Origin of the sequence: Dialister invisus DSM 15470, from assembly GCF_000160055.1 — a bacterium.
Taxonomy (GTDB): domain Bacteria; phylum Bacillota; class Negativicutes; order Veillonellales; family Dialisteraceae; genus Dialister; species Dialister invisus.
In genome coordinates this window covers 300,100-317,013 of sequence record NZ_GG698602.1, presented here as the reverse complement: position 1 = coordinate 317,013, position 16,914 = coordinate 300,100, and the positions used below count along the sequence as shown (strand labels likewise).

Here is a 16,914-nt window from a genome sequence, read left to right as displayed (position 1 = left end):
GAATTTTTATCTTTCAACCTTATTTGACCCCAATTTTGACCACAATTTTAATATTCATCATCATCATAAAAAAATGGGGGCAAAACGGGTGCCAGTCCTTGAATAGTAAGTTGAATGGAATTAGATAGAGCAGGATAGGCAGGAGAATTAATGGGCGTTTGTTCCATGAGGGAATCCAGAGCGTTAACGGACTTAACAGCTCTAAATAAATCACCCATTGGTGATTCCCATTCTATGAATCTATCTTGATAAAGCAAGGGGCGGTTATCGTCATAATTTGTGTATGTTTTAATGGGAATGTCAATTCTTATAACAGGAAATTTTCCTGTGGGTACTGGTAAATCGTCAATCGGACAATTCACTAGTGCTATATCAGCGTTAAGATCTCTTTTCATATCAATAAGCATTAGCCTTGCATAATCACGCAAGGTTTTTTTCTTGTTGTTTATTCCGCTGGAATTTTCTCCATATAAAAACCAGTCAGTAGAAATACCTGTCAATTGTGATAAGCGTGTTAAAGCCTTTATATCGGGGCAATTATCAGAGAGGTTTTTAGTTTTTTTATTACCATTGACAAAGCGAGACATGGTGGATTGTGTACTGCTATCGGCTCCTAAGTGTGGAAAAAGATATTTGCCGATAGTATCTTGACTGACCTTTTTCCCTCTATTTTTTTTATCCGTAATTTTTTCAAGTACCTGTCTTATTCTATCGCGGACTTCATCATAGTTGATGTTTTCTTCTATCTCCTTACTTTTTGCGTCAATTTCTGAAATGTCGATTTCTGGAATATTGATTTCTTTTATTGTCTTCATGGTGGTACCTCACATATCGCGGAACAAAATTAATTCATAAAATGAAATTTCTTCAATAATAAATTCACTAAATGGCTGCCAAATTTATTAATTGACTTTTTTGTTTGTAAAAAACCAGTTTCAACATATTAATTTATGATATGAATATTTTAGTTCATAATGTGTTCAGACGTCAACAAAAGGCTCTTAAGAGTTTAAATGTTCATCAAAAAGATAGGAGAAAAATTGTATGACAAATGAGACAAAAGCAAGATTATTGAGTTTAAGCGAGTTACAGGACTACCTTAGTTTAGGCAGAAATAAAGCCATTGAATGGGGGAAATCTATCAAAGCTGATGTACATATAGGACGGCGTGTCCTTTATGATAAGTCAGTCATTGATAGGGCATTGGACAGAATGGGGCGTGATGAAAAATGATAGAGGCTGTTTTAAAAGAGCATAATGCTGTGGGCATAGAAAATGCCCTGACAATAACAGAGCTTTGCATTCTAACAGGCAAGACAATACGGGAAATCACAAAAGCGGTAGAAGATGAAAGAAAATCAGGTGTATTAATTTGTTCCAGGATGGAGGGGAAAGGGGGATATTTTATGCCGGCTAATGATGTTGAGATACAGAGCCAGCTTGCCTCATTTGAACGGCGTATCAAAAGCCAGTCAATAACCTTGCGGGTATTCAGGCGGTATATGAAAGAAAGAGCTTAAATGGGTGGTAAGGCGAGAAAGCCATTTCCGCCGTGGCAAAGCTCCCGAAAAGATGACGGGTTTAATATGTTGTCTAATACACTGACCCATTCAGAAGCATTTCGCTGTTTAAGCGGCAAGCAAAAATCCTTGTATCTTTTGTGCATGCAGCAGTTAAGGGCAGTAATGAATCCACGGAAAATATATCCAAGCGTAGATCAGGTATGCAGAGATGATACTTTCTTTCTGACCTTTTCCACAGCCTGTAATGATGGGCTGTACAAGGTAAAAAGTGAAAGTACCTTCCGGCGGGATATGGCAAAGCTGCAAGAAGTCGGATTAATTCGTTGTATCTCAAATGGAAAAAATCGAAGAATTAAATCTGTCTATCAAATGTCTTCTGGATGGCAAGCGTACAAATTAGAAAATACACTGGCTAAATAGCCATGTTACTACTGGCTAAATAGCCATGTTGTGAGTCGATTTTGACCATTTTTCAGCCTTGATACATGGCTAAACAGCCAGTGTGCAAAAATGGCTGTTTGATTAATATCCATCGGACGCACGGGAGTTTTATTAGAAAATAGCTATACACTGGCTAAATAGCCATACATATACATATATGCCATGGGAGAGGTAAATTCTGATCGACAAGAAGAAGTATTCTATGAATGAAATCTCTATTTATGATTCCTAAAACAGGTGATTAAAAATTTGCGTTTTTTAGATGATGAAATTTCATCCATGTGTAATTATCAAAAGAAATCCGCAAAGTGTGAAAAACGCTCCCCAGAGCGGATGTAGGAGAATTTAATATGGATAATACGGACTGGAAAGAGAAAGTTGTACAGTTAAGGAAACGTGACAGGTTGAGACGTGCTAATGCGATACATCTACATTGTGTAGATTGTGTGGGCTATGAGTTATACGCTGTTACAAAGTGCACATGTTATCATTGCCCTTTATGGGAATGGAGAACAGGCGCATATACGCCGCTTGTAAAGCATGAAGAAATTTCCGGCGGTACATTCTGAAAATCTACACAGGCAGAGATGTCGATTAAAAAGGAGAGTGTGCAATGAATAACAAAAAAATGAACAATGAAAAGGTAAGAGTTACAGAGGAATTTATGGATGATGTGATCTTCAAAAAAGATATTTTGGTTGATATTTTGGGCGGCGGAAATAAGGAGCCGTTGGTGGTGAGTTTAGGCCATAACCGCTATGAGGTGAGACGGTTTAGCAACTTAGAACATAGAATTATCCAGCTGTTAGAAAAAGAGCTTGAGTCTTTGGAGAATCTATTAGATACTATCGATTTAGAAAATCCGATAAAGCAAGAGTAAATCGTGTTTAAATGTTGGAGGGCTGTAATCTTATAGTCCTCCAATAACTAACTTTATTCGATTTTCAGATAGAAAAGTTTTATATGCAGTAACCAAAAAAGCGGGAATGGGGAATTATGCAGGGGATAATGTTATATTTTGTTCGGTGATTTTGTTTAGAAACAGATACTTTTATGGGAGAATATGCATAATACTGTATTTTCTTTGCAAAAATATTGATTAAAAAGCCCTGTTTTCTCCAAATTTGACCCGCCGGAAATTGTTTACTTCCGATAATATGGCGTTATCGGAAGTAATAAAGAAGGTTTACGTTATGGAAAATTTATTTGCGAAGGTATTTCTGTTTATCTAATACTGTAGAAGGAGCCAAGTTATAGCCATTAATAGCGTTAGTTTCTGTAAAGGAAGGATGATTAAGAATGGAAAAAGGTTTTTTAATTGATATATCTGTTTTACTTAAAGACGGATATGGAGTACAGAGTGGCATAGATTTATATGATGTAATAGAAAATGAAAGGTTTATTTTTGAAGGTGTAGTTTATAATCCATCTAAAAAAGTGAGAGAAATAATGGCTGCCGGAATTGGGGCAATTTTGAATAGATTACCAGTGGCAGATAATAAAAGCGCTTTATAGATTGATAGACTTGATTTATGAAGAAAGGATGGGACTATGTCCAAGCGATATGTTGGCATGCATTTGCGTAAAGACGGACGATATGAAAAACGATTTACGATAGATAGGAAACGATATTCTGTTTTTGGGCATTCCTGCAAGGAGTGTATAGAAAAAGAACTTATCCGCCGGAAAGAAATAGCCGAACATCGATATGTAAAGAATCAAAATGTTACAGTGAACCAATACTTTAACGAGTGGATTATACAGAAAGAGCAGGAAGTAAAGGCAACCACCGTCCGCTTGTATAAAATAATTTATAAGAATCAAATAGCCCAAATTATGGGAACACGCAAGATCCAAGATTTAGAGCGGCGGGAATTAGTAAGTTTTCAATCAAAGTTAGGGCAACAATATACTACGTCCACCACTAAAAAAGCCATAAATATTATCAAACAATTATTAGAATCGGCGGTGATAGATGGGATTACAACTGTAAATGCAGCTGAATATTTACCCAAAATCAAAAAGAAAAGTAATGAAAGAGTGGCCAGAGAGACTATACATAGAGCGCTAACAGAGGAAGAATTGAAATTATTTTTAAAGTATGCTCAAACGGATTGGAATTACAATGCAATATGTTTATTGCTTGCAACAGGAATGAGAGCGGGAGAATTAGGGGCGTTATATTGGAGTGATATTGATTATAAAAACAATGTTATACATATTACTAAAACCGTAACAGTTAATCAGAATGGCAAAAGTATAATAGGCACTACGCCAAAAACCCAAAAGTCGAAGCGTGATATTCCTTTAAATGCGGAGATAAGAAACATTTTATCAAAACAAAGAAATTTTATTAGCATGTGGACAGCCGAAAGGATAATAAAACTGAATGATACGGTATTTAACGCAGAAATGCAGGGAATCGTATATGCAAAGACCATAAATAATTCCATAAAAAGAATACTAAAAAGGATAGAAGAAATAGAAATAAAACCTTTTACGGCACATGCATTTAGAAGCACTTTTGCAAGTATGGCTGTGAAAAAGGGTATGCCTTTAAACGTATTAAAAGAGATAATGGGACATGCCAGTTATTCGATGACCGCCGATTTATACGGACATATATACGATGAACAGAAACAAGAATCCATGGAAGATGTAAAAATAATAATGATGTAATGAAAGACTACTGCTTAGTAGTCTTTTTCGTTTTGCTTTCACAGGTACTTCTAATAACCGAAACAAGAGTGCAACGGTCGCCAAGCCCCTGACAATTATTTAGACATCAAGAAAAATAGAGCCTAACGAGCGTTTTTTAGATGATGAAATTTCATCCATGGATAATTTATCAAAAGAAAGTTACCTAATGTGAGAAATGCTCCCCAGAGCAAAAACGGGGATTGTTTTACTATGTAACAGACTTAATGCGGGCAAAGTGATAGATAAGATGTGGCAAGAATTGAATGATTGTAAAACTGGAAAAATTTATGATATTTGACCCCAATCTTGACCCCAAATTTGACCCTGATTTTGAAAATAATTCAATGTTTTTGCGCGGAATAATATAAAACGTGATAACACATAATCGCATTATCACGTCCGATAAAATCTATCCCTTCAAGGATTTTGATAAACACATATAAAAGAATATAAATCTTGTTTTTATTGTTGCTTCGGTAATGCCGAGGCAGTTTTTACGTGGAAACAATTCCGCGCAGTCTGTTTCCTGTGATACTCATGGTATAATAAAAAAATGGAAAAAGAAATTATAGAATCAAACGGGAAAAAAGTATCTTTTATCACTCTTGGCTGTAAGGTTAACCAGTATGACAGTGATGCCATGCGAAGTCTGTTTATCAGAAACGGATATAAGGTGGCAAAAGAAAATGAAAACGCTGATGTGTATGTCATCAATACTTGCTCCGTAACGAGTATTGGTGACCGGAAGTCCCGACAAATGGTACGGCGTATCCGACGTGAGCACCCCGGGGCTGTTATTGCGGCAGCAGGGTGTTATGCGCAGTTGGCGCCCGATGTTTTTGTACAAATGGGTGATGTTGATGTCATTGTGGGAATCCAGAATAGATCCCATATTGTGGAATATGTAGAAGAAGCCGCTGCCGAAAAGAAGACACTTAATGCAGTCGGTGATATTATGGCTGTTACTGATTTTGAAAACCTTTCTGTTGATGCGGAAGGGGAAGTCAAGACACGGGCTTTTATAAAAATACAGGAAGGCTGTGATAATTATTGTACGTTTTGTATTATTCCCTTTGCGCGGGGGAAACTGAAGTCCCGCCGCCAGTCAGATGCGGTAGAAGAAATCAGAAGATTAGTAGAAAAGGGTTATCGGGAAGTCGTGCTTACCGGAATTCATTTGGGGAATTATGGAAAAGATCTTCATGATGGAACTTCATTGTCGACACTTGTGACAGAATTAGTAAGAATCCCTGATTTACTCCGAATCCGGCTAGGATCTATCGAATCGGTGGAATTGTCTGATGAACTGATCCGTATTATAAGGGAAGAACCAAAAGTATGCCCCCATCTCCACTTGCCCATACAGGCGGGATCTGATGATATTCTTAAAAGAATGAACCGCCATTATCGGCTTGCTGAGTATAAAGAACTTATCCGGAATCTGAGAAAAGAAATTCCCGGATTAGCTTTGACAACGGATCTTATTGTAGGATTTCCCGGTGAAACGGAAGAGAATTTCAGAGAGACGCTGGATACCCTTCAGGAATTACAATTTTCGGCGATTCATGTATTTCCTTATTCCCCAAGGAAAGGAACACCGGCTGCCGCTTATCCGAATCAGGTAAAGCCGGAAATCAAAAAGGAAAGGGCAGCCCGTGTGCAAGCACTGGGAAAAGAGCTGGCCGGAGCTTATAGGAACCAGTTTTTTCATAAAATGGTCCGTGTCTTAGTGGAAGAAGAAAAAGAGGGATTTTTTGAGGGGGTATCTGATGAATATATTCGTGTGTTCATCAAAGATAAAGATGTCGAAAAAGGCAAAGTGTATTCTGTATGGATTGATTCGATGACGGACAATGGAATGATCGGTATGGTACAAAAGGAGGAAGAAAATGAATAACTGTTTGTTTTGTAAAATTATCAGCGGGGAGATTCCGAGTATAAAAATTTATGAAGACGAGCATTGGTTTGCCTTTAAGGATATCGAGCCATGTGCACCTGTCCATATTTTGTTGGTTCCTAAAGTTCATGTAAAAAATATTCTCGGGATGACATCGGAAATCAATCATGATTTTTCTGATTTTTTCCTGATCGTAAAAAAAATAGCGGAAGATGAAGGACTTGGAGAAGACGGATTCCGTCTGGTGGTAAATACAGGAGAGAAAGCAGGGCAGTCAGTATTTCATTTCCACGCACATATTATAGGCGGAAAAGAAATGGGATGGCCGCCATTCCCTGAAGAGAAACAATGATTTCATTCAATAAATATTCATTGACAGTTAGATGACAATAAATTATAATTTAATAGCGTGCAATAGCACCCCATCAGTCTATTTGGAGGGAGGGATATGGATGTCTGAAATTAAAGTTCAAAAGGGCGAGTCTTTGGATAGTGCTCTTCGCAGATTTAAACGTTCCTGCCAAAAAGCCGGGGTTCTTTCTGAAGTGAGAAAACGTGAACATTATGAAAAGCCCAGCGTAAAACGTAAACTGAAATCTGAGGCCGCAAGAAAACGTAAGTTTAAGTAATAGGCAGTAAGGTGATGGAGTTGTCAATTAAGGAACAGCTGATGGCAGACATGAAGACTGCCATGAAAGCAAAAGAAGAAGGCCGTTTGGCATTAGGCGTTATCCGTATGGCACGGGCGCATATTCGTCAAGCAGAAATTGACGATGGACACGCGGATTTTGATGATGATCAGGTTCTTGCAGTCCTCCGGAAGGAAGTGAAGCAGCGGAAAGAAACGCTTGCTGAAATTAAGGATTCCGGCAGAGATGACCTGGTTGAGGAAACCCAAAAGGAAATTGCTGTGCTTGAAAAATATCTTCCGCCAGAAATGACAGAAGATGCCGTTCGTGCAGTTGTTATTGATGTGATTTCTGCTTTGGATCCGGAACGAAAAAATCTTGGTACGGCGATGAAAGCAGTCATGGCGAAACTAAAAGGGAAAGCAGATGGAAAAGTGGTTAACCGTCTTGTCCGGGACGTACTCGGCTGACTCTTTTATTGCTTGACAAGTATAAGATGCTTGATGTATTCTTAATTCACAAGTTAATATTACGTCAAAGATGACTCATTCCTTCGGGAGTGGGTCATTTTCGTTTGGTGGAACTTGGTTGTAAAGGATACAGCCGTTCTAAAAAAACTTATAGGAGGTTTTAAAATGAACAAAGATTTGCTGTATTGGATTCCGGCAGGACAGTATGGGAAAGAGGGTGTTCTTTCTTTACTGGCACAGCATCCTGAAATCAGATTTGTATCGCTCATCGGAATCGATCTTGCAGGCAATGATACAGATGAGAAAATTCCGATTGAAATATTTATGAAAGACTATGATGATTTCTTTGCGGGAAAAGCCGTGCAGACGGACGGCTCTTCTGTTGTATTTATGAATATAGCCACCTTGAATGATGCCAGAGTTGATTTTGTTGCAGACAGCACAGTTAACTGGTATGTAGATTATAATGACGAAAATGTGGACGATGCGACGGGACTGCCGGTGGGAACGCTGCGTATTCCCAGTTTTCTTATACACAATGACAAATTTATTGATTCCCGTTCTATTTTGAAACGGTCTTGTGATTATGTGGCGGAAGAATTAAAAAAACTCATTGCGGGAAAAACCATAAAGGGGATGGAGAATTTTCCGACAGGTGAAATTCAGGATATTGTTTTTACAACGGGTACCGAATTGGAATTTTGGGTAAAGACGCCGAGTGAAAAGGAAACAGTGCAGCATTTATCCATTTCTCAACGCTTGAAAGAACAGTATTGGCAAAGAATGCGTGGAAATGTCCGTACTGCGATGGAACAGGCTATTGAGGAACTGGATGCCAGGGGCATGCATGTGGAAATGGGACATAAAGAGGTCGGCGGCATTAAATCAAAAGTGGATGACGGCGGCCATATTTTTGATGTCTGTGAACAGCTGGAATTGGATTGGCTCTTTTCTACCAATCCGTTGCAGGCAGCAGATAATGAATTGACTGCCCGTATTATAATCCGTGAAGTATTTCGCAGAAACGGTCTTGATGTATCTTTTAAGGCAAAACCGATTATCGGGGTTGCAGGAAATGGTGAACATACCCACGTGGGATTTGCCGCCCGCCTTAAGAATGGAAAAGTTTTGAATCTCCTTGCACCGGAAGATTTGAAAAAAGAATATCTTTCTACCATTGGATATGGATTTATCATGGGCGTCTTGAATAATTATGAAGCGACCAATCCATTTATTTCATCTACGACGGACGCGTTTAACCGGCTTAAACCCGGATTTGAAGCACCGGTTTGTATTGTGACATCTCTTGGGCATAAACCGGAGCAGCCCTCTCGGAATAGAAGCATCCTGATCGGTTTAATTCGTGATTTGGGGAATCCAAAGGCGACCCGATTTGAACTTCGTGCGCCAAATCCCTTTACAAATACCTATCTGGCTGTTTCCTGCCTGTACCTGACAGCATTGGATGGTGTGAAATATGCGGTAAATTGCGGAAAGACACCTGATGAACTTTTAAAGGAGCTTTCTAAAACTGCCGGAGAAGATGCCGATTATCTGCAGAAAGAAAGAGAGTACCGCTGCGAGAAGAATGTGTTCGAAGATTATACGCAGGAAGAGCGGGATGCAGTATTCGGGAAACCGCCTGCCACGGTATGGGAAAATGTAAAAATTATGAAAGAAAACCCTGATAAAGTGGCTGTCTTGACGCAGGGGGATGGTATTTCTGACGCTATCGTAGATTCTTTTGTGGCCGGTATTGTATATCGGTGGGAAAATGAGTTGATTGATCGTTTGATTCCGGACACGGAAGCAGCTGTAAAGCGTTATAAGAAACTTATTCATGAAGATGAACTTGATGAAGAACGTTGGGATAGCATCAGTGCCAAGCGTATTGAGCTTATCAAGGATGGCAGGCATAAAAAATGCATCTGTACCAAACTGAAGGAGGCATTGAAGCGAAAGGACTATGATATGGCTTCCAATCTGCAGCGGGAAATGGTCCGCAAGGCGGAAGCACTTGGTGAAGAATATCGTATATATGCTTTGAATATCATCGATTGATACCGGAATGAATTTGTTTTTGTCCAAAGGAACTGAACCGTAAAAAGGAGATAATCCTTGTTTTACGGTTTTTTTCTTTTACAGAGGCCGGATTTTTTCAAGCGTGGCGAGAATAGCGGTTTTCTGATATTTCCGTTATCTAAAAATTTAAAGGGATTCTTACGGAATGACAATGATCAAAATATGTATACTGAAATGAATAGCAGCTGGAAAAATGAAATAAAACGCAGAATTCAGGCTTTTCTGACATTTGAAGCCAAATCATTCGGGGAAATGATAAATATTTTTTATGCCGGTATGACGTACCTTTATCTGAATGTAGAAATAATTTGCATTATCAAGTGCCTTTATGCTAACCTAAAGGCAGAAATTTATTATTTGTTTTATATATAGGGAAGTTATCTAATTCTCTGAATACTTGTTCATGCGGTGCTATCAATAAGATGATTCGAAGTCGGATGGGAGAAAGGTAAACGGGAACTTTCTATGGACAAGGAGTTTTTTCTTAGGCATATAAAGCAAAAGAAAGATGTTTACGGTGAGATTTTCAAGTATAGTAGATGCTTTGACATAAATAATAATAATATAAATGTTTTTGGTGTTTCTGCTAACTGTCTGATGGAAGCCCGGTCCAGTGAAGAAGAAACGGAATCGGGAAGGGAGCTTGTGTTTTTCAGGCATATAGATTTGTTGTCTGCTTACTTACAGTAGGCGTTTTTTATTGTCATAAGGGGTTATAAACGGTAAAGTGCCGTTTGTTATTTATCAGTTTTTTTAGATGGGAGGTATTCATGGAATGAAGAATGCAGTGCAGAAAACGGTCGGGAAGAAACGTAAGGGATTTATGCTTATTGAACTTCTCATGGTGGTAGCGATTATCGGGGTCTTAGCAGCGGTAGCAGTGCCTAATTTTATCGGTTTGACTGATGAGGCGAAAATAGCGCGTATCCAGGCGGATTTATCGACGCTCGGTTCGGCGGTAGAGGTGCACTATGCAAAACATGGAAGCTATCCTGCGGCGATTGGTGACTTGGTGAATGCGACAGGCAAGGACGGTTTTCTTAAGAGCGAACCGAAACCGCCGATTGATGGGGAAGCTTATTCTTTGAATGCCGCCACCGGGGAAGTCACTTATGTATTTAAGGGGACAACCTATTCGTCTTTTGGGAAAAATACGAAAAAGGGTTAGTATCAGTAGAGTATTTCAATGACTGATGAAAAGCGCTTGCTGAATGTGGGCGCTTTTTGTAATTTAAAAGAAAAATAAGATGATAAAATGGAGGCGAAAAGGCAGTATTGATGGATATGAAGGTACTTGCTGAATGTGGAATTATGATAAGCCTGTAAAAGGGAAGACATACATTTGAAAATAAGCGGCTTGACAGATTGGGAGGAAAGTTTTATGATAATTTACAATTTAATAGCATTGAATAAACCGTTGATGTGGAGATAAAAACAGTAAGTGCACTTACAGGGAGCCGGGATATTGAGAAGCCGGCAGAACGCAGGCTGTTAAATGGATCACGGAGGGCATGGTGAAAGTGAAAACGATTAGCTTATGACGTAAGGCATACGTAAGTTGCCGGAAGTATGTTGGTACTTCGCTAAGAGCAGGCTTAGGCTTGAAACAAGGTGGCACCGCGGTATATCCGTCCTTGGCAGTAATTGCTGAGGACGTTTTTATTTGGAAAAGAGGTCTGGCTGTGGATACACGAAGGCGATGGCGGATGGTGATGGAAACTGAACTGGAAATATAAGAAATCTGATGACGTGAAAAACGGAGAAAAAATGATGAATACGAGATTTGGAGAATTCGGTGGACAGTATATTCCGGAAATCTTGATGAGTGAAATCAATCATGTGGCGGAAGCTTATGAAAAGTATAAAAATGATCCGGCATTTAAGGCGGAACTGAAAGATTTGTATGCGAATTACACAGGCCGTCCCTCCATGCTGTATGAGGCGAAACGGATGAGAGCGGATCTGGGCGGGCCGAAAATTTATTTGAAAAGAGAAGACTTAAACCATACAGGCGCTCATAAAATCAATAACTGCATCGGGCAGGCACTGCTTGCAAAACGAATGGGAAAAACACAGCTCATTGCAGAAACGGGGGCCGGGCAGCATGGTGTGGCTGCGGCTACTGTCGCGGCGCTTCTGGGGATGGAATGCGAAATATTCATGGGAGAAATAGATACGGAGCGGCAGGCGCTGAATGTGTACCGTATGCGCCTTTTAGGAGCAAAAGTCAACGCGGTGAAAACCGGGTCCAGAGTTCTGAAAGATGCTGTCAATGCGGCCTTGCAGAATTGGAGCGCCCGTTGTGATGATACGCATTACCTGATAGGTTCTGCTGTGGGACCTGCTCCGTTTCCGGAAATGGTCAGAGACTTTCAGTGCTGTATCGGAGAAGAATCAAAAGAACAAATATTGGAAAAAGAAGGTCGCCTTCCGGATGCCGTATTTGCCTGTGTGGGCGGAGGCAGTAATTCTATCGGCACCTTTTATCCCTATAAAGATGATACCGATGTACAGCTCATCGGATGTGAAGCCGGAGGGGAAGGGATTGATACGCCGTACCATGCGGCAACAATTGCGAAGGGACGTATCGGTGTATTTCATGGTATGAAATCCCTTTTCTGTCAGGATAGTGACGGAAATATTGAAGAAGTATATTCTATTTCGGCAGGATTGGATTATCCCGGAGTCAGCCCTGAACATGCGTATTTTCATAAGATTGGCAGAGCACAATATATGGCGGTTACAGATGAAGAAGCTGTGCAGGCCTTTGAATATCTGGCTAAGACGGAGGGCATTATTTGCGCGATCGAAAGTGCCCATGCAGTGGCAGGAGCCGTGAAATACGCTAAGAATATGGGGAAAAACGAAATCATACTGATTACTTTGTCCGGACGAGGCGATAAAGATGTAGCAGCCATTGCCCGTTATCGCGGACAGGATCTGAAAGAATGAGGAGGAAATCATGAGCCGTATCAAGGAAGCGTTTAAAGACGGAAAAGCACTAATTGGATTTCTGACGGCCGGCGTACCGTCAGCAGAAGATACATTAAGATATATGGGAGATCTGGAAACAGCCGGAGCCGATCTGATTGAAATTGGAGTGCCTTTTTCGGATCCGGTTGCTGATGGCGCCGTCATTATGGAAGCCGATGTACAGGCATTGAAAAATAAAGTCCATTTGCCTCAGGTGATAGAAATTGTAAAAGCATTTCGAAAACAGTCAGAAACGCCTTTGGTATTCTTGACCTATTACAATCCTATATTTAACTATGGTGTAAAAAAATTCTTTGAAGAAGCAAAGGACATCGGACTGGATGGTGTAGCCATTCCCGATCTGCCCTATGAAGAGCAGATGGAAATACGTCCCTTTGCCGATACATATGAAATAGACATCATACAGATTATCGGACCGGCATCGGAAGAACGTATCTGTCAAAATGTGAGAAACGCGACTGGATTTATATATATTGTGTCTTCCATTGAATCGGCAAATCGGAAATCAGATATGAAAACAAATTTGGCAGATATTATCTCCGTTATTCGGAAAACGACGGATACGCCCGTCGTAGTGGGACTTGACGGTCATCATACGGAAGAACTTCAAGGGATGAAAGAAATGGCTGATGGAATTACCACAGGAAGCATCGTGGTGGATATGATAAACAAAAACGGGAAAGAAGCGGGAGCGCCTATACAGGAATATGTGGAAAAACTGAAAATTTCCATAAAAGGCTGAAAGAATTTTGAAAAGGAAATCGGAAGCGATATTCTTCAGGAAATATCTTCATTTTTAGAATTAATAGGTTAATCAACCAAGAGCGTATCTGGTGTTTCACAGGCCTCATAAAATCATTGTCAGTGAAAAAGGATACACAAAAATACGGAAATGCTGATGGCAGGAACATTCTTTGTAGAAATGCTCCTGAAAAAGCTTTTCCGTATTTTTTAGAATATAAAAATATTGATGCAACCTTGTTATATTGTAACAATTATAAATTACCATGTTACAAATGAAGAGAATCTTTTCCCCGACAGATAATCAAATGTCCCTTTTATTTTTGGAAACGTGATGGAACAGGCGCAAAGAAGCTGGTGGGGAATGTGAAGAGCTTTGGAGATTTCGATGCTCTTTTTATTTCTGTATTTTCTGTCGCCTAAGATAGGATGGCCTATGGAAGTGAGGTGGGCGCGGATTTGGTGGGGGCGGCCGGTGATGAGCCGGACTTCCAGCAGAGAGCAAATATTCCCCGCTCTTTCCATGGTGGAGATTCTTTTGTATCTCGTTTCTATAGGTACAGCATTGTCTTTTTGCTCTGTAATGATAGTGACTTGATTCGCTGATTCATTTTTTATGAGGAAGCCTTTCAGGGTGTCCTGTTCTTTTGTTTCTCCTAAGACGATACAGCGGTAATATTTATGAAGGGTACGGTTCTTGATGATTTCATTCAGCATTTGCAGACCTTTGACAGTTTTTCCGCAAAGAACGATACCGCTTGTATTTCTGTCCAGACGGTTGCATACGGATGGCTTCGCTGTGGAATGATTATTGTAATGGCAATAGTCCAGCAGAGCGTCATTCAGGGATAATTCATTGGAGTTATCACTTTGGGTCAGTATGCCTGCCGGTTTGTCTACGATAAGGATATGCTCATCTTCGTAGATGATGCGTCGTGAAAAGGGGAAGGCAGATTTCTTTTGTGAGGGATCTGCGTTTTTCTTTTCGGAGAATGTATGGAATGTTTCATCGGAAAACCATATTTTTATGTTGTCTTTTTCCCGGAGAATTTCTTTTCCCGTGCATTTTTCATCGTTCCATGTGATATTTTTCTTGCGGAAGCTTTTGTGGAACAGGCTTGCCGGAGCCTGGGGCAGGAGTTTGCAAAGGTACTTGAAAAGCGTCTGTCCTTCTTCTGCTTTGGTGATGGTAAATTCTTTCATGGTAAGCTCCTGTATAGAGAAAAATTCTTCGAGATTTTTTAATTGTGCTGTTTTGGTGCTGTTGGTATATCACTCACCAGCCACAAGGACAAGTGAACCATTTTTACGCGTCGTTCTGCTCCTTAATAACAGATAATAAAAGCCGGCAGACGACTGACAGAGGAGAGAGTTTCATTCTTACCTTTCGTGTCACTCCCTCGAGCCAGTATCCTCCACCACTGACGTGGTCCCCCTCCTTATAGATAAGGAGGCTCACTCAATCCTTATTCTTACCGTTAGAACTCCTTTTCTAAATGTCGGTTCGTATTAAATACTTTATGAGAAAAGATGAGATACAGCAAGGCTCCTTGTTTATAAGGAGCTGGCGCACGCAGTGCGACTGAGGATACTCGCTGTAATGACTTTAATCGTAAGGGTAGAGGATCATTTTGCTCCTTTGTATTATTTCGTAAGTTGGCTATTTCATTTTTTCAGCGGCAGTATAGTGCGGCTTGGTATCTGCGCAAGAAATACGCCGGCTGTCATGCAGAGGATACCGATGAGCTGCTTTCCGGTAAAGGATTCATTCAGAAAGAGCACGCCGCAGAGTCCGCCAAAGACCATTTCCAGACTTAGGAGCATGGTGGCTTCCGTGGCAGGGAGATATTTCTGTCCCACTGCCTGTAAGGTATATGCGACACCGGTAGAAAGTATGCCTGTATATAAAATGGGCCACCAGGAGGACAGTATGCTTGAAATAGAAACGGTTTCAAAGAAGAAGGCCAGAATAAGATTGCATATACCTACGACCATGAATTGTCCGGATGAGAGTGTGACAGGCGGGAAACGCTGCGTCAGATAGTTGAGGAGAATGATATGGGCTGCGTAGCAGATGGCACAGAGAAGCACTAAGAAATCTCCATATCCGATATCGAGTGTTTCCGTGATGGAAATAAAGTAGACCCCCGCCATGGCAAGAATGACACCGAAGATATGGTTCAGGCGCAGTACCTGCCCGAAGAAAAGACCGATGACCGGCACCATGAGCAGGTAAGTGGCAGTAAGGAAACTTGTTTTTGATGCCGTGGTGTATTGAAGGGCGACCTGCTGAAGAGTGGCGCCGCCGCAGAGAAGTATACCCGCCATAAGAATGGCAACCCAGATGGAAAAGGAAGCTTCTTTCGGATTTCTGCCGGAAGGATAATAATAAATAATAGGAAGCAGAGACAGGGAACCTAAAAGGAAACGGATCCCGTTAAAAGCGTAGGGGCCGATGGAATCCATGCCTATGACTTGCGCGACGAAGGCAAAGCCCCAGATAAGAGCTGCTAAAAGAAGCAGTAACCGATATTTCATGTGACTGGATGTACTCCGTTCGTTATAAATAGATACATACTATTATAACGAATAGATGATGGCCTATAAAGGAGAAATTGAATGAAAATCAAAATGGCGGCGATTGATCTGGACGGAACTCTTCTTCATGATGATATGTCGCTTTCCGATTTTTCCAAGGATATTATACGGAAAGCAGAACACAGAGGGATACACATCGTGCTGGCGACGGGGCGTATGTTTGACGCAGCGCGTCCCAAGGCGGAAGAATTGGGACTTTCTGATACACCTTTGATTTGTTATACCGGCGCATGGATCATGATGAGCCGTTCCGGGAGACCGATATGGCAGGATGGGATAGATATTTCCGTGGCAGAAAAGATTCTTCTGACAGCAAGAGAAAAAGGATGGCTGGTACATACTTTTTTTGATGACCAGATCTATTTGCCAGAGCCCAATAAAACGGAAGCAAAGTATAAGAAGTACAGAACCAAGGCTGTGGCATACCTGGGAAATGCATTTTACCATCCGAAGAAAAAGCCGACGAGGCTGATTTTTGCGGATGGGTCCGAAGCGGTCCGCAGAGAGATACGCAGGGTCATAGAGACGAATTTTTCAGATGAGGTAGAAGTCGTATTCCCGGGAGATGATTTCGTGGATGTCCATAAAAAAGGAGTCAGCAAAGGGACAGCGCTTCAAAAGTTGTGCAATATGTGGGATATTTCTCTTTCTGAGGTCATCGCTTTTGGTAATACAGAAAATGATGTATCTATGCTGAAAATGGCGGGAATTTCTTATGCTGTAAAAAATGCGGACGAATATGCCCGTTCGGCAGCAGGAAACATTTGTGACTCTAACGAGAATGATGGAGTAGCTAAAGTTTTGGCGGAGTATCTCGTATAACAAGTTAAAAAAGCATT

At 40.6% G+C, this 16,914-nt stretch carries 18 protein-coding genes; 15 read left to right on the top strand and 3 right to left on the bottom strand.

What is annotated here, in order from left to right; genetic code table 11:
• Window positions 1-47: 47 nt before the first annotated feature.
• Window positions 48-815 carry a hypothetical protein gene (locus tag GCWU000321_RS01540; protein ID WP_007069310.1) on the bottom strand — a complete coding sequence of 256 codons (768 nt, stop codon included), beginning with the start codon at window positions 813-815 and terminating at the stop codon, window positions 48-50.
• Window positions 816-1,044: 229 nt separating this feature from the next.
• On the opposite strand from GCWU000321_RS01540, the gene GCWU000321_RS01535 reads away from it, so the two are divergent.
• The 14 genes from GCWU000321_RS01535 (at window position 1,045) to trpA (ending at window position 13,478) form a co-directional block, all read left to right on the top strand.
• The gene (locus GCWU000321_RS01535) at window positions 1,045-1,233 is read left to right on the top strand and encodes a hypothetical protein (protein ID WP_007069309.1); all 189 of its coding nucleotides are present in this window, start codon (window positions 1,045-1,047) and stop codon (window positions 1,231-1,233) included.
• 29 nt (window positions 1,234-1,262) lie between these two features.
• A complete protein-coding gene (locus tag GCWU000321_RS01530) occupies window positions 1,263-1,520 on the top strand; it encodes a hypothetical protein (protein ID WP_156777774.1) in 258 nt (85 codons plus the stop codon).
• A complete protein-coding gene (locus tag GCWU000321_RS01525) occupies window positions 1,521-1,943 on the top strand; it encodes a hypothetical protein (RefSeq protein ID WP_007069307.1) in 423 nt (140 codons plus the stop codon).
• A 634-nt stretch (window positions 1,944-2,577) separates the two neighbouring features.
• Entirely contained in the window at window positions 2,578-2,844 is a 267-nt protein-coding gene (locus tag GCWU000321_RS01515; protein WP_007069305.1) for a hypothetical protein, read from the top strand.
• A 419-nt stretch (window positions 2,845-3,263) separates the two neighbouring features.
• Window positions 3,264-3,479, top strand: coding sequence for a hypothetical protein (locus GCWU000321_RS01510; protein ID WP_007069304.1), 216 nt, complete (start codon window positions 3,264-3,266; stop codon window positions 3,477-3,479).
• A gap of 36 nt (window positions 3,480-3,515) precedes the next feature.
• A complete protein-coding gene (locus GCWU000321_RS01505) occupies window positions 3,516-4,643 on the top strand; it encodes a tyrosine-type recombinase/integrase (RefSeq protein ID WP_007069303.1) in 1,128 nt (375 codons plus the stop codon).
• A 574-nt stretch (window positions 4,644-5,217) separates the two neighbouring features.
• Window positions 5,218-6,561 (top strand): tRNA (N(6)-L-threonylcarbamoyladenosine(37)-C(2))-methylthiotransferase MtaB, encoded by a 1,344-nt coding sequence (gene mtaB / locus GCWU000321_RS01500; RefSeq protein ID WP_007069302.1) that lies wholly within the window; start codon window positions 5,218-5,220, stop codon window positions 6,559-6,561.
• The gene (locus tag GCWU000321_RS01495; protein ID WP_007069301.1) at window positions 6,554-6,913 is read left to right on the top strand and encodes a histidine triad nucleotide-binding protein; all 360 of its coding nucleotides are present in this window, start codon (window positions 6,554-6,556) and stop codon (window positions 6,911-6,913) included. Before mtaB ends, GCWU000321_RS01495 begins: the two co-directional genes overlap by 8 nt.
• Window positions 6,914-7,013: 100 nt before the next feature.
• Window positions 7,014-7,190, top strand: a complete 177-nt coding sequence (gene rpsU, locus GCWU000321_RS01490; protein ID WP_022026789.1) for a 30S ribosomal protein S21 — start codon at window positions 7,014-7,016, stop codon at window positions 7,188-7,190.
• Window positions 7,191-7,204: 14 nt separating this feature from the next.
• On the top strand, window positions 7,205-7,660 hold the full coding sequence (locus GCWU000321_RS01485) for a GatB/YqeY domain-containing protein (protein ID WP_007069299.1): 456 nt from the start codon (window positions 7,205-7,207) through the stop codon (window positions 7,658-7,660).
• A 165-nt stretch (window positions 7,661-7,825) separates the two neighbouring features.
• Complete coding sequence (locus GCWU000321_RS01480; RefSeq protein WP_040381081.1) at window positions 7,826-9,721, top strand: glutamine synthetase; 1,896 nt, start codon at window positions 7,826-7,828, stop codon at window positions 9,719-9,721.
• 796 nt (window positions 9,722-10,517) lie between these two features.
• Complete coding sequence (locus GCWU000321_RS01465; RefSeq protein ID WP_022026793.1) at window positions 10,518-10,910, top strand: type IV pilin protein; 393 nt, start codon at window positions 10,518-10,520, stop codon at window positions 10,908-10,910.
• 599 nt (window positions 10,911-11,509) lie between these two features.
• Complete coding sequence (trpB, locus tag GCWU000321_RS01460; RefSeq protein ID WP_040381080.1) at window positions 11,510-12,694, top strand: tryptophan synthase subunit beta; 1,185 nt, start codon at window positions 11,510-11,512, stop codon at window positions 12,692-12,694.
• A 10-nt stretch (window positions 12,695-12,704) separates the two neighbouring features.
• Entirely contained in the window at window positions 12,705-13,478 is a 774-nt protein-coding gene (gene trpA, locus GCWU000321_RS01455) for a tryptophan synthase subunit alpha (protein WP_007069291.1), read from the top strand.
• A gap of 260 nt (window positions 13,479-13,738) precedes the next feature.
• Here the strand turns inward: trpA and GCWU000321_RS01450 are convergent, their stop codons facing one another.
• On the bottom strand, window positions 13,739-14,680 hold the full coding sequence (locus GCWU000321_RS01450) for an RluA family pseudouridine synthase (protein ID WP_007069289.1): 942 nt from the start codon (window positions 14,678-14,680) through the stop codon (window positions 13,739-13,741).
• A 462-nt stretch (window positions 14,681-15,142) separates the two neighbouring features.
• Window positions 15,143-16,015 (bottom strand): DMT family transporter, encoded by an 873-nt coding sequence (locus GCWU000321_RS01445; RefSeq protein WP_007069288.1) that lies wholly within the window; start codon window positions 16,013-16,015, stop codon window positions 15,143-15,145.
• An 81-nt stretch (window positions 16,016-16,096) separates the two neighbouring features.
• Between GCWU000321_RS01445 and GCWU000321_RS01440 the strand changes: the two genes are divergently transcribed.
• A complete protein-coding gene (locus tag GCWU000321_RS01440) occupies window positions 16,097-16,897 on the top strand; it encodes an HAD family hydrolase (protein ID WP_007069287.1) in 801 nt (266 codons plus the stop codon).
• Window positions 16,898-16,914: the final 17 nt, after the last annotated feature.